Raw genomic sequence first — 14,323 nt, forward strand, 5'->3', positions numbered from 1 at the left:
TCAGTATTGGATACTGAAAGTCGTATTGTATCAGTCGCGTCCTGTGACTTGATTTACACACTGTTGTTACCGTCAAATAGTTAGCTTGCTCCTATATAGTTCGTAGCGTTTGTTGTCTTGGATGAAAAAGGAGTTAAGTGGCTACTTCCTACCAATACAACTAACAAACATTTTCCTCGCTCATGGATATGAGTGAGGTTGATGCTGGAGCGAACTTTATATATGTCGATACCAACTTTTAAGTTATCGCGACGTGGGTTCATGGCAGCAGGAATGGCAGGGACGGCGCTCGTAACGCTTGCCCAGCACCCTTTTGGCCACGCAGCGGTTCCCGATCTCGCAGATTATGTTCCTGTGTTCTTCTCTGCAAATGAGTGGACTTTTATCAATGCCGCAACATCTCGGCTTATACCATCTGATGGCGAAGGGCCTGGTGCACTGGAGGCGCGTGTGCCGGTCTTTATTGATCTTCAGCTAGCCGGTGATTTTGGTGCTGCTGCCGATTGGTATATGAATGCGCCACATAATCCTAGTGCTAATCCTCTTATGGGCTTTCAGAGTCCATTACCCCCAGCGGATATTTACCGTCAGGGTATTCTTTACTTTGATGACTGGTGTAAAGAGACTCATGGCTCTGCATTTGAAAGTCTTGATGCGGCGACCCAAGATCTTGCGTTGGTCGCTCTTGAAAAAGGTGATGTGGGTCTGCCTGATAACTTGCGAGATTTCTTCGCTCTGTTACTGCAAAACACCAAAGAAGGTTATTTTAGCGATCCACGTTATGGTGGTAATCATGGCATGGCTGCTTGGGTCTATATCGGCTTTCCTGGTGCCCGAGCGAGCTTTCTCGAATGGAACGACCCGGCAATGGACAATGTTATATATCCATTGGGTCCTGTATCAATTTCCGGCGAGAGGGCTTAAGTAATGGCACGTAGAGATCCTAAAAAAGATGTTGTTATTATTGGGCTTGGATGGACGGGGTCTATCGCCGGCATCGAACTAGCTAAAGAGGGGTTGGATATTCTAGCGCTTGAGCGTGGTGCCGATCGGGATACGGTACCCGATTTCCAGTATCCCAATGTAGCGGATGAGTTGCGTTACGGGGTGCGGTACGGTTTCATGCAAAAACCGGCTAAATCAACAGTCACACTTCGACATGGGCAAAACGATACCGCCTTGCCGATGCGTCATCTTGGGTCCTTTTTGCCCGGAGATGGTGTCGGTGGCGCAGGTATGCATTGGAACGGCAATACGTGGCGCCCTCAGGCCGAAGAGTTAAGGCTGAAGTCCTACGTCACTGAAGAGTTCGGGGCCGATATTATTCCCGAAGATATGACGATTCAGGACTGGGGTGTGAGCTATGAAGAGCTAGAACCCTATTTTGACCGCTTTGAGTATATGCTGGGGATTTCCGGTCAAGCTGGGAACCTCGGTGGCAAGACTGTCCCTGGCGGTAACCCCTTTGAAGCACCCCGATCGCGCGAGTTTCCGATGAAACCGCTGCAGATGCAACTTGGGCCACGGATGTTCCGCGATAAGGCCGAGGAGCTGGGGCTGCATCCTTTCCCTATGCCTGCTGCGATAGCGAGTGAATCCTACGTTAACGAATATGGCATGCAGCTTGGGCCGTGTAATTATTGTGGCTTTTGTGAGCGTTATGGTTGCTTGAACTACTCTAAATCATCACCGCAAACCTGCATACTCGATGCACTGAAACGCTATGATAACTTCAGCTATCGCACGCATTGCGAGGTGCTTAAGGTGGAGTTATCGGCCGATGGTAAAACCGCGACGGGTGTGACCTATTTTGATGAGGCCGCGCAGGAAGAGGTCTTTCAGCCGGCAGATCTTGTCATTATGGCAGCCTATTCACTGCACAATACCCACCTGTGTCTGCTATCTGGAATTGGTAAACCTTACGATCCTGTGAAGGGCGAGGGTGTGGTTGGGCGTAATTATGCTTACCAAATGACTGGCGGCACGAAGGCCTTTTTTGAAGATGTAGAGTTCAACCCCTTTGTCGGCTCAGGATCTTCTGCCTATGTCATCGATGATTACGGCACCAATCAGATAGACTTTGCCGCCGAAGGGTTTATCGGTGGGGGCTACATTCATGCCTCACAGTTAAACGGTCAACCCATTCGAAATCTTCCTCTGCCCGCCGGTGTACCTAGTTGGGGAGCCGGATGGAAAAAAGGAGTGAAGGATTGGTACGGGCACTCATTGGGGGTGAGCCTACATGGTTCTAACATGTCTTATCGAGATTGTTATCTTGATCTTGATCCGACGTATACCGATCGTCACGGTAGGCCGCTATTACGGATGACCTTTGATTGGAAAGACAACGATATCCGTATGTCACAGTTCATGAAAGAAAAGATCGAACGGGTTGTGGAAGAGTTAAACCCAACGTCTTTCAAATCGTCCTACAAAGATATAGGTGCACGCTACGATATCCGTCCTTATCAATCGACGCATAACGTTGGTGGAACGGCGATGGGTACAGACCCTGCGACGTCGGTCATTAATCGCTATCAACAGAGCTGGGATGTTCATAATGTTTTTCTCCTGGGGGCTGGGTCGTTTCCGCAAAACTTGCAGTACAATCCAACCGGTGCGCTAGGTGGACTCACTTACTGGACTCTTGATGCTATTCGCCGTGATTATCTGTCTGCACCGGGGCCATTGGTATGAGTATTATGAGTAAAGTTTTGAGATTAGCTGGGGCTCTCATTGTTTTGGGCGTCATCGTTATTCTAGCCATTATGTTTGTGCCGACTCAGCGGACTCCCGTGCAGGCTCAGATTGCATCAGATGATGTCGTCGTTGCCAGTTCTGGCGAGTATGTGAGCCGGTTAGGTGACTGTATGGCTTGCCATACCGTGGAAGGCGGCAAGCCCTTCGCGGGAGGGTATTCTATCGATAGCCCATTGGGCGCGATCTATTCTTCCAATATCACGCCTGATCCTGAGTATGGTATCGGTAATTGGACATTGGATGATTTCCGGGCGGCACTTTACGATGGAATCGGTAAGGGTGGACATCGCCTCTATCCAGCGATGCCTTCGGCTAACTATCGTAAGTTGAGTGAAGCTGATATCGCTAGCCTTTATGATTACTTGATGAACGAGGTTGAACCTGTTGCTGAAAAAGCACCGGAAACAGAGCTGCCGTTTCCCTTTAATCAGCGTTGGGGTCTTCGGTTGTGGGATTGGGTTGCTTATAAGGATGCGGGTTTCGAGCCACGTTACAACGATCCAGTGCTTGATCGGGGCGCTTACTTGGTCGAAGGACCCGGTCACTGCGGTGCATGCCACAGTCCTCGCACGGCTCTTTTCGTTCAATCTGGATATAACGCCGAGGATAGCAAATTCTTAACGGGTGGCGTTATCGGCGGTTGGTATGCGCAACCACTACGTGGTTCTAACAGTGTTTCGGCATACTGGGACGAAGCGCAGATGGTGTCCTTCCTCAAGACGGGGCGTAATGCACACAGCGGTGTTGCCGGTGAAATGACAGCCGTTGTTTCGCATTCGTTGCAATACTTTACGGATGAAGATTTAACTGCGATTGCTAAATATCTACGGCACATTTCAGTCGATACCGAGTCATCTCCTCGGGTTCTTAATGTGGAAGCAGAAAAGAGCACGGCGGCGATGTTATTGGCGGCATCACCGGATATGGAACTTGGGGCAAGGCTTTATCTCGATAACTGCAACGCCTGTCACTTTAGCGCGGGTCGGGGGGCTGATGGCGTATTCCCAGAGCTCGTCGGGAATTCAATGGTGTTGGCCGATGAACAGGGAGGCTTCCTTGATGTGATCTTGAACGGTGCTGAAATGCCATCGACAGCAACCCGACCTTCGCGTCTTCGGATGCCTGGATTCCGCGAGCGGTTGTCGGATGATGAAGTCGCAGCGTTGGCAAGTTTCGTTCGACAGGCGTGGGGTAATAATGCAGGCCCAGTCACTGCAAAGACTGTTGCCGAGGTGCGTGCGACAACATCTAAGTGATATCAAAGGGTAACGTCGTTTTGTGTCACTTTCTGTAGGGTTAAGCTATAGGGTTAAGCTATAGGAGTGACACAGGATTAAATGATACCGAACACGGCAGAAACACTTTCTATTCGCGAGAATAGAAAGTGCTAGTCAAGCTAGCAAACGGTTTAGTCACGTTAATCGCAGCTGACTCAGTTAATAAACATCTTCACGGTAGCGTCCCTGCGCTTTCAGTGTCGCCACATCGATCTCCAGGGGGGCAATTACCTTGTCCAGTGCCGCCGCTACGCTACTCGCCATGTTACGACCGCCACATATTAAAAACTGCGCCCCCTCCTCGATCAATTGACGTATCACCACCTCATCTTCAGTAATCTTATTCTGCACATATGCGCCTTGGTTGATGCGGGAGAAAACCGGATTTAATTTAGTTAACCGCTGATCTTTTATGTAGCGCTTAAGCTCTGTCTCATAGAGAAAATCAGACTGTGGACTACGACCGCCCCAATAAAGGTGTATTGGGTGATGTGCTTTATTGTTACGGATAAAACCGACTAACGGCCCAATGCCAGTGCCCGCGCCGATCAGTATTATCGGTGCTTTGCCCGATGCTGGGCGAAAGCTCGGATTAAGCTTGATGAAGGCCTCAATGGTGTCACCGACGGATAGGCCATGAAGAAAACCGGAGCATAAACCGTCAGGATGATGACGAACGCAGATCTCGAGCACGCCATTCTTCGACGCGGATGCTAACGAATAAAATCGCGGCACACTGCTACCTGGGGCTAAGATACCCACAAGATCACCCGCATCAAAATGCGGTAAACCGGTGCGTCTCAGTAAACGATTTAACAGACCGTTATTACGCTCTACCGATGACTTGAAGCGTAAGACCGCCGTTGGTGCTTGCACTGCTGCACCGTAATCGACACGTTCGACAAGCGTTAACGTCGTGCTAGCGGGATGAACCGGGACATGCTCGAGTGTTAATTCCCTCTTGATGACGTTACCCACAGCATGGCCCCAGCGGGCAAACTCCTGTGGCGATTGTCGATGGATGGTTTCGAGTGGCAGTAGTTGCGGCCAGCCCTTGGTGATGAGCGCGGCCTCAACCTCTTTGGCAAACTGGCAGAACTCAGGGAACTGTCGATCACCAAAACCTAATACGGCAACAGGAACATCGGGTGTCTTCGACATTTTCGCCAGTCGTGTCAGAAAATGATTCGCCGATGCCGGTGCGTCACCATCCCCATAGGTGGCGGTCAGCATAAACATCCGTTTTGCCTGTGGATAATGGTTGCCAATCTGATTCATGGATGCGGTGTGAACCTGAAATCCTAAGCGATGAAGGGCGTCATGCAGGGTTTTGGCAAAGCCCCAAGTACTGTTACTTTCACTGCCAACCAGAATGATGGTATCGGCAACGCGAGCAGCACTATTATGATTAATGGTTGTGGCGGATTGCTTACGCTTCCACCAGATCTGGATGCCGGTCCATGCCATCAATGGCACAGTGAGCGCACTCAAGCCAAGCAATAGGCCAAGCCACCATAGCCCTTTGCCGGTGTGTAACATGTAGATAAACTCATAGAGCTTTTGTGGATTACCGTAAGCTTGATAAGAGAGCAGCTGACCGGTTGCTTGATCAACAAAGCCGCTCCCTTGATCGGTGGTAATGGAGTAAACGTCCATTGGGTCATTTGGATAGGGATAAACCAGCTCTTTGAACTCGGTAATCGGGATCGCTTTTAATGCCGACAGGGTATCAATGGGTGCAGGCACACCGCCATCGACATGGGTTGGAAAATCGGGCTCAGCCGATGAGTAGTCCGGTATCAACTCAAAAGTCATGGCTGACATATACAGGCCGGTGGAAGCCGATAATATCAGGCCCAGTACCGCCACTCGACCTACCTCTGTATGTAGTCGTTGCTTAACGGGCCCTTGGATCGGTCGAAAAATATGGCGCCAACCGCCGAGTCGATTGATCAACATGAAGGCACCGGAAAAGGTTAACAGCAGCATAAAGAAAGCGGCAACCCCAGCCACCACTCGTCCAGGTGTTCCCAACAGATAAGAACGGTGCAGGTTTTTTATCCACACCATAATGGGTGAGCTGGAATAGGCGCCAATCGTTGCCCCCGTTAGCGGGTTGATTAGATCCGCACCTGTTTGGTCGCCGTCAGTAAAGTAAACAATGATACTGCCTGACGGATGTCGTTGTATTTGCTCGGTGCCAGGGTAGCGAGTGATAAGCTTACCCGCTAGCTCCGCCACGCTGATTGATGATGTGCCCGCTATTTTAGCCTGTGAGCGCTCTAAAATCGGATCAAGCGAAAGCACAGCACCGGAGATGGTGAGCAGCACAACGAACAGTGTTGCTATTAAGCCGGACAGGGAGTGAAACTGACGTAACATGACGGGGTTCCTAGGCAGTCATTTAAAAACGAGTAGGTGAACGTTTTGATATAACCGCGGCCATTATTGGGTTTATCGACCCCTTCACTGGTTAATGGCACGACAACATCATTACGGTTATCTCGCATATCTTCGACAGCGGTATCAACGTGGAGCTGAAATCCTGCATCAATATAGGTGTCGGCTAGATCAAGGGTGACCGTTAATGTCTTACCCTCTGTAACGCTGGCACCAGACAGTCCATCGTATTCACTTTTACGTTGACCACTTCCTCGCGCCCAGCCGCTCAAGTGTTTGTAATATTTTGATTTTTTCCCTGCCACCCATAGGGTCTTTTGATACTGACCTTCGGCATTGGTTAAATAGATGGCTAGATAAGCACCATCACCGCCATAGTTTTTTAGCTGAGTGGTCAAGGTGACATCACGCGCATAAGATTGCGAGGATAGTAAAGTTGCCGCAACCAAACACAGGGTTGTTGCTAAACGTTTCATGGTTTTATCTCCCTTATTCGATTGTGACTTTTGGTTTGTTTGTTGGCGTGTTACTACCGGAGTTTAAGTCGCTAGTTGATGATGGTTGGGCCTGGTTACCTAAGTTCAGGTAGTCGGATGCGTCATCTGAATCATCAAATTTTATTTCAAGTTCGATAACCCTTAGTGAAGCGGGTGAGAATTTAGCTTCAACTCGATGACCTTTACGATCTCGTCCTTTGAGCTCATAACAGCCATCGTCCACTTTGATGCGCTTTACCTCCCAGCCATTGTCTAGCATCATCTGACGAAGACGCTCTTTAGGTTGCCAATCAACGGTTGGATCGGTGCAATCATCGCTGGCTAGCGCGGCACCACTGATCAAGCAGGTGCTTAAAAAGGCAGTAATTAGTGTATTTTTCATGTTGTACCTCCTAATGACTTCATTGTTTATCCTAAACCTCTTTCCTGACATTCAGCTGAAGGCGGTCAGTGTTATAGATTTAGCGCAGTTCAAATGCTTCCTGTCGGAACGACAGAGACCCTTGTAAATTTTCACGTAGCTCTTTTTCTAAGGTATTGGCCCAGCTTGAGGGACCACAAAACCAAACCTCCATCGCTTTTGCCTTAGGGTGTTGTGTGAGGAGTTGTTCAGCCGTGAGTTTGTGGCCCTGACTGCTGTTATGTATCTGCAGCTGGATGCCGCTTAAACCGTTACAGGCTGTCTGTAATCGCTTAACAAAAGGATCTGTAATGCCATCATGGGTGGAATAATGCAGTTCAGCTTCGAGAGAGTCTTCCCGCTGATTTTGCAGTGCTTCAAGCCATGCTAAGAAAGGGGTGACACCAATCCCGCCGGCGATCCAAATTTGTGCCGCATTGTGCTTCCGCTGTTTGAAGTTAAACTCTCCATAAGGTCCTTCAACGGTAATGGGGTGGCCGATTGCTAACCGATAACCCAACTGCCGCGTATAGTCGCCCAGCCCTTTAATGTGAAAGGTGATCTGACCATTACCATGATCCGCACTGGCAATGGTAAAAGGGTGGGCACCCTCGTTAGGCTCAAAGGTCACAAACGCAAACTGGCCTGCACGGTGACCTTTCCATGGGCGCTCCAACTGACACTTCACTTCGGTGATACCCATGGCTGATGTTGCGATCGAGGTGATGGAGCCCTGCACCTGCCGTGATTTCCCTATTAGCCCTTTGATCGATAAGAGGCTAGCGAAACTACCGCCTGCGAGTAATAATCCCATCAGCCAGCCAATGGGCTGTTGCCACCAAACCAAAGGCGCTAGCCAGACCGCGTGGAAAGCGAGTGCTAGATAAATAAACGGCATAGCACGGTGCACAGAGTGCCAGAGGTTGTAAGGAAAGCGTTTCCAGAGTGTCAGTATCAGCATGGCAAATACCAGATAGACACCCCATTCGCCAATCCCTTCTGCCGCCTCCCTCATCATATGGGTAAAACCTGAAAAGTCTTGCTCAGGCAAACGTCCCGCTCGGCCAAAGAGCGCTTTAACTAGATCATCACCCATCTCAATTAACCAGTGAGATAGGGCAAAAACAACCGCTAGAATACCGGCCCATTTATGCAGGCGATAAATTTGATCGAGACCATTAAAGGATGTTTCTAACCAAACTGGACGAGTAGCCAGCATCATAGTCACAGACATAAATGCGATGGATAACAAGCCGCTCAGATAGAGGCCGTTGTCATAAATCTCCCAAGGTAGTGAAGCCTTTACCGTCGTGCTCATCTGGTAGCTCCAGCCCCAGATAATAAGAATGCCGGCGGTGATCAGTGCCAGGGTAATGTTGAGTTTTTTCGGTTTCATCTTAGTCATCCCGTACTGCATTTAGTACGTATGTTATCGCCTATTCCTGACAATCAGCTGAAGGCATTAGCTGGATTAGTCGAGCCTAATCAATCAGTGAGGCGTAAACTGTAAGAGAGCTTATGTGTTGATATTATTAATCACGGCGCTTTCAGTTTATTGTCAGGAATTGTGGTTATGATCAGCCTGACTGCGAAGATCTAAGGATAAGAGATGCGATTATTACTGGTAGAGGATGCCGAGGGTTTAGGGGAAGTCATACGAGATCAGATCAGCGATGAAGGGCACGCGGTCGATTGGGTTAAAAATCTGTCCCATGCGGACGCCAGCCTACAGATCACCCATTATGATCTGATTCTGCTTGATCTCATGCTGCCGGACGGCAACGGAATTGATCTGTTGAAAAAGATACGCAGGTCCGGTGAAGCAACGCCCGTGATTATTTTAACCGCCAGAGATCAACTGTCTGATCGTATCGAAGGATTAAATGCCGGCGCGGATGATTATCTGGTAAAACCCTTTGATCTATCAGAGCTTTCCGCGCGCATCGCTGCTGTTTCTAGACGTTACAGTGGCAACCCAAACCCTATCATTAAGGTTGGCACATTAGACGTCGATCTCAACAAACACTTTATTTCTCGTGAGGGTGTGGCCATCAATTTAACGGCCCGAGAGTGGGCGCTGTTTGAAGCCTTTGTTCAACATCCAGGCAACGTCCTCTCGAAGTCACAGTTGGAAGATCACCTTTATGCTTTTGGCGCCGAGATCGAAAGTAATACCATTGAAGTTTATGTCAGTCGGCTACGGAAAAAACTGGATAAAGGCCAGTTAGAAACAGTGCGCGGACTAGGCTATCGCATGAGGTCCTCATGAGATCAACGCAGATAAAGGCACCAAAAAGTCTCCAAAAAACCTTAGGTATTGGCTTAACCTTGGGTGTGACTTTACTCTGGTTATTGGCGCTATTGAGCACCGTCTATGTTTCACAGAATAAGCTGAATACCCTCTTCGATAGCGCATTGGCCGAAACCGCTCAACGTATCATGCCCCTTGCGGTAGTTGAGATAACCAACCGAGAGGAGCCAGGGCAATTACAACAAATCATGTCATTCGAAGCCCACGATGAACCGCTGGTATACCTTGTACGTGATGCGTCAGGCACGATTTTATTGCAATCCCATAATGCGGATCCGCTGATGTTCAATACAACATTATTAAAAGGTTTTAGTTCATCGGAAAATTACCGATTCTATGGGGCGTGGGCAGTACAAAATACATTACACATCGAGGTTGCCGAGCCTCTAACTCAAAGGCGAAAAGCCATCTTTGCAATGGCCGTTAGCTTACTCTGGCCACTCCTCTTGTTGATCCCGCTCTGCTTTATCGGGACGTGGGCCTTTGTGCGTTACAGTTTGCGTCACGTGCTGGTGTATAGAAAAGCGATTGAATCCCGTGGTAGTGGCGATCTCTCACCGATTGAAACCAAAGACCTGCCAACCGAGCTTCACACGATCGCTACCTCGGTAAATGACTTATTGGAACGCTTACGCCGAGCCTTAGAATCGGAACGATCCTTTACCGCCAATAGTGCCCATGAGTTGCGCACGCCTATTGCAACGGCACTGGCTCAGATTCAGCGCCTGCAACACGGGGTTTCAGATAGTCCACTTAAAGAGAAGATGCAGAAAGTTGAAACGACCATCCGAGGCTTATCCGCTTTGTCAGAAAAACTGATGCAGTTAGCCAAGGCGGAAGGGGGCGGTCTGTTATCAACGCAGCAGAGTGATCTCATAAATCTATTGCAGCTGATTGTTGATGACAGCCAGCGGTCGGCTCCCGCGGCAACTATTAGGTTAACGCTACCGCCCAGCGAATTTAAATCGACTATAGATCCCGATGCCTTTGCTATTTTGGTGCGCAATTTAATCGACAATGCCATCAAACATGGCGACTCAGACCAGCCGATCGAGGTTAGCTTTTCTGCCAACGGGATATTAAATATTGTTAATGGTGCTCGGGTTATTCCTGCCGAAACGCTTGCGCGACTGCAGCACCGGTTCGTTAGATCCGCGACTAAGGCACAAGGTTTAGGGCTTGGCTTAGCCATTGTCGATGCCATCGTTACGGGCGTGGGCGCAACGATGACATTTAACTCCCCAGCGAGGGGACGAGAAGATGGCTTTGAAGTCAGCGTTGATTTTTCGCTGATAGATGATTGAGCTTTTCTTGTGAGCGTTAGAACTTATTTTTAGGGGCATTTAACACGGTTGTCAGCTCATCACGCATGGCTGATTAACTTCTTTTTAGTCCCAGTTAAAAAGGCAGTTACCGTAAGCCCTATTCAAGCCGCTAATGTGGATAAAAGGTGATTGAATTTTTTACGGAACCCCGTATCTGCAAGCAAATTAATAACCATTTGTTGCCCAGAAGCCTCTAAGTGGCTCTTGATAAAAAAGGTACTCGGCTCTCCTTCAGCGTCGATATTGAAGTTGGCCAAGTCTCGAAGGCCTCGATAGGCGACACGGTCACCGATACGAGCAGCTAAATAAAGTAATATGGTATCTTTCAATTCATCTTCTTTTAAATCCAACTGCTCGGGTGCGTTAGCTAGTGGAAGGGTAGAGTTGGCAATGGCTCGTTCAATTTCCTCTGGTAAACCCCAATTTCTAGCTAACATTGAACCAACGATAGACGAGTTTAAACGACAGTTTTGTTGCTGCGCTTTAACTCTGTCTAGCAACGTCATATCTTCTGCATACCATGAGTGTGCGTCCTCATTCCCTAGGATAAACGCTAAGTCGCCGAGATTAAAAAATAGAGCTTTGGTGGCTAGCACTGAAGGGCGAGGATGACCCAAGTGTTGACCCAATAAGGTTGCAAACGCACTTGCCACCGCAGTGGATAACCATACACGTTGCAAAGCCGTTTTTTGTGCCGCAGAGCAGTCTTTGGTTTGATGAGTGTTAGCCGCTTGGGAGATTAAACTCTTAACAAAACTGACACCTAGATAATTAACAGCGTGTTGTGCGCTGGAAATCGGTGAGGTTAAGGCAAAGGCGGCAGAATTGACTGTGCGTAATACATCCGCGGTGAGGCCAGGGTCGGCCGCGAGTGTTTCAATCAATTCTTTAGGTGTGTCGAGGCCGCCGGCTAACTTCGCTTGTACTGGGTGCGGGGCGGGCAATTTTTCGCATAACTGCTGTGCTTGTGCCAGCTGTTGCTCATCAATCTGTGACGAGACCAATAGGTCGAATTCGGCAAGCGAGGCAGGCCGCTCTTTTGGCGGTTCGGGTACAACTTCAACCTGTGATTCGCTCAAAAGCTTTCCGAGAGACTTCGAGGGTTTACCCGACAATTCGCTGGTCTGCCTTCTAGGCTTCGGTCTTTTATCAGCGGTTTTCTTTTTTTTTCTACTAAATAGTCCAAATAATCCGAATAGCACGATGTCGACTCCAATAGTTGGCGTATATCGTTTAACCAAACACAGCTTAAGCGTTTATGTATAGTATTTTGATCATAGCAGAGCTTTATAGCTAGCTCTTGAGTCAATATTTTAATCGATTTTATATCGTTCCGGTTTACTTATCCCCATTTGTCCGCTTTTTAACCGGGTAAGTCGCAGCATCTGTCTGACTCAGTAGGTCTCTTCGGTTGGGTAACCCCAAAAAATGTTACGCAACAATAGAATTATCTCGCGCAGTAGATAAATACGTATATCGCGGTTTAGCTGTCGTAACTCGCCAGCACACATTGATTGCGACCATTGCGTTTAGCCTTATACATTGCTTGGTCGACTGTTTTGAGCCACTCTTCAGTGCGTTGGCCTTTGATATAAAGTGCAACACCGATACTAATCGTTACCGTCACACCATCGCTGCCCGGAATGGTGATTTGAAGTTCAACCCGCTTGCGTAGTTTTTCTGCTATTTGTAAACCGGTTGCGCCATCAACACCTGGTAATAAAAGGCAAAACTCTTCACCACCATAGCGACCCGCTACATCATAGCTGCGACAGCTTTCCATCATCACTTTACCTAGATCCGATAGAACTTGGTCACCGGCCAAGTGCCCCCAAGTATCATTGACCTTTTTGAAGTGATCCACATCTAGCATTAAAAGGGTGATGGATTGTTCCAAGCGGTGGGTACGATTAATTTCCTGCTGAAGCCGCGTCATAAAATAGCGACGACTATAAACACCGGTGAGCATGTCTTGATGCGCAATCTCTTCTAGTTGTTTATTCAATACCTTAATTTCATGTGTCCGCTCATCGACTCGTTGTTCAAGTTGACGTAGTGCTAAGCGAAGACCCAAAAATAGGGCAAACTCAATCAAGAGAAAACCAACAATTGCGTAAATAATATTAACCCAAGTCTTATGATTCAGGTCGTCGACAATCCCTTCAGCCGACTTCCAGATCATAATGCGACCCACAGAGGTCTCAAGTTTGTCGCGTTCTCCGATATAGTCTGTCAGCGCAAATTCAGTCAGAGCAATAGGGCCATTAGGCGTGCTGACCAAAAGGGTGTGTCCATTTTTAGGTTCATACCAGATCTGTCGCGCTTGCGATGCCAATAAAGCTTCCAGCGTCGGTGATGAAGTCGCTTCAATAAAGCAGCTGCAAGGCGTTCTACTGCCAGGTTCACTCGGGCGAGACCAAGTCGCATTCTCTACCCGGGCATTTTTAAGCAAAACCGCAATATCCCCGTCAATCGAGCTGCTCAAAGAATCAATCAACGTTTTGAACGACGTACCCACCTCCAAAGCGCCAATCGGGTGTTGAGAGTGGCTATTCGCAAAAATGGGGACGATGCCACGGAGCCCTGAATATACGCGTCCTAGCTCAAAGCCTTGTCGAGGGCGGCCATCATGATTCACATCTACTACCATGTAGCGGAGGTTATCCATATTGTCGCCAAACTTACTAGGCTTGTGAACACGGAGAAAACTGGTCGAACCCGGGCCAAGGTGAAAATGCAGTTGACGCACCTGATAATCTTGCATCATCTTGTTCCAGCCCGGCGACACACTATCGTATAACATGCTTCGTATGCGCGCGGATTTTGGGCCACCCGGTCCACCGCCCTCTTCTTTAACCGCGGATACACCTTGTGCAAATAAGCGTTGCACCTCTGCTGAACTGGCAACAAAGGTCGCCAGTTGAGACATATTGTTGAGTGTCATGGACAATGCGACGTTGAATGAGGTCTTAAGCTGTTGACCTTCATCATTTAGGCTCTGATGCATGATACGTTTGTCACTGATGTAATTAATAGTGACGAACAGCGCATCCGCTATAAAAAGCAGTAAAGAGAGCAGTAAGAATAGTCGTTTATGGGTTTTATTTACCTGCATACACCTATGCCAGCCTCTGCTGCATACTGCAGTGCTGACGTGACATCTGCTGAAGAATGAAAAATATAATACGCCCTGATGATTTCGGGCCTTTGCGCAGCGGGCACCTAGACGTGAGTTGCCGCGCTGTTCTTACGATTTCAATGATTAATAAATTATCTTTGTTCTGCTTTTGTGTCATTCAGCTCAATCCAAAACTTCAAGGCTATTGTTTTTCTTATCAACAACAAATAACGAC

General features: G+C 48.4%; 11 protein-coding genes. 5 read left to right on the forward strand and 6 right to left on the reverse strand.

Going from position 1 to position 14,323, the window contains the following annotated elements; translation table 11 throughout:
- Positions 1-261: 261 nt before the first annotated feature.
- From KO512_RS09920 to KO512_RS09930, 3 genes are read left to right on the forward strand one after another with little or no spacing between them, the layout of a single operon-like run.
- Positions 262-924 carry a gluconate 2-dehydrogenase subunit 3 family protein gene (locus KO512_RS09920; RefSeq protein WP_215952187.1) on the forward strand — a complete coding sequence of 221 codons (663 nt, stop codon included), beginning with the start codon at positions 262-264 and terminating at the stop codon, positions 922-924.
- A 3-nt stretch (positions 925-927) separates the two neighbouring features.
- Positions 928-2,697: a GMC family oxidoreductase gene (locus KO512_RS09925; RefSeq protein WP_215952188.1), complete on the forward strand. Its 1,770-nt coding sequence runs from the start codon at positions 928-930 to the stop codon at positions 2,695-2,697.
- Between the two features lie 5 nt (positions 2,698-2,702).
- Complete coding sequence (locus KO512_RS09930; protein ID WP_215952189.1) at positions 2,703-4,016, forward strand: cytochrome c; 1,314 nt, start codon at positions 2,703-2,705, stop codon at positions 4,014-4,016.
- Positions 4,017-4,196: 180 nt separating this feature from the next.
- Here the strand turns inward: KO512_RS09930 and KO512_RS09935 are convergent, their stop codons facing one another.
- The 4 genes from KO512_RS09935 to KO512_RS09950 all read right to left on the reverse strand — a co-directional run bounded on the left by KO512_RS09935 (position 4,197) and on the right by KO512_RS09950 (position 8,730).
- Positions 4,197-6,419, reverse strand: a complete 2,223-nt coding sequence (locus KO512_RS09935; protein ID WP_215952190.1) for a PepSY domain-containing protein — start codon at positions 6,417-6,419, stop codon at positions 4,197-4,199.
- Positions 6,386-6,913, reverse strand: coding sequence for a DUF2271 domain-containing protein (locus KO512_RS09940; protein WP_215952191.1), 528 nt, complete (start codon positions 6,911-6,913; stop codon positions 6,386-6,388). The genes KO512_RS09935 and KO512_RS09940 overlap by 34 nt, the downstream gene beginning before the upstream one ends.
- Positions 6,914-6,926: 13 nt before the next feature.
- Positions 6,927-7,316, reverse strand: a complete 390-nt coding sequence (locus KO512_RS09945) for a PepSY domain-containing protein (protein WP_215952192.1) — start codon at positions 7,314-7,316, stop codon at positions 6,927-6,929.
- Positions 7,317-7,395: 79 nt separating this feature from the next.
- The gene (locus KO512_RS09950; RefSeq protein WP_215952193.1) at positions 7,396-8,730 is read right to left on the reverse strand and encodes a ferredoxin reductase family protein; all 1,335 of its coding nucleotides are present in this window, start codon (positions 8,728-8,730) and stop codon (positions 7,396-7,398) included.
- A 213-nt stretch (positions 8,731-8,943) separates the two neighbouring features.
- On the opposite strand from KO512_RS09950, the gene KO512_RS09955 reads away from it, so the two are divergent.
- Both KO512_RS09955 and KO512_RS09960 read left to right on the forward strand, forming a co-directional pair.
- Entirely contained in the window at positions 8,944-9,603 is a 660-nt protein-coding gene (locus KO512_RS09955) for a response regulator transcription factor (RefSeq protein ID WP_215952194.1), read from the forward strand.
- Positions 9,600-10,949 carry a sensor histidine kinase gene (locus KO512_RS09960; protein ID WP_215952195.1) on the forward strand — a complete coding sequence of 450 codons (1,350 nt, stop codon included), beginning with the start codon at positions 9,600-9,602 and terminating at the stop codon, positions 10,947-10,949. The genes KO512_RS09955 and KO512_RS09960 overlap by 4 nt, the downstream gene beginning before the upstream one ends.
- A gap of 122 nt (positions 10,950-11,071) precedes the next feature.
- Here KO512_RS09960 and KO512_RS09965 read toward each other — a convergent pair whose 3' ends face one another.
- Both KO512_RS09965 and KO512_RS09970 read right to left on the reverse strand, forming a co-directional pair.
- Positions 11,072-12,049 carry an HDOD domain-containing protein gene (locus KO512_RS09965; protein ID WP_215952196.1) on the reverse strand — a complete coding sequence of 326 codons (978 nt, stop codon included), beginning with the start codon at positions 12,047-12,049 and terminating at the stop codon, positions 11,072-11,074.
- A 404-nt stretch (positions 12,050-12,453) separates the two neighbouring features.
- Positions 12,454-14,085 carry a sensor domain-containing diguanylate cyclase gene (locus KO512_RS09970; protein WP_215952197.1) on the reverse strand — a complete coding sequence of 544 codons (1,632 nt, stop codon included), beginning with the start codon at positions 14,083-14,085 and terminating at the stop codon, positions 12,454-12,456.
- Positions 14,086-14,323 lie beyond the last annotated feature (238 nt).

The organism is Amphritea atlantica, from assembly GCF_018860855.1.
GTDB classification, from domain to species: domain Bacteria; phylum Pseudomonadota; class Gammaproteobacteria; order Pseudomonadales; family Balneatricaceae; genus Amphritea; species Amphritea atlantica_A.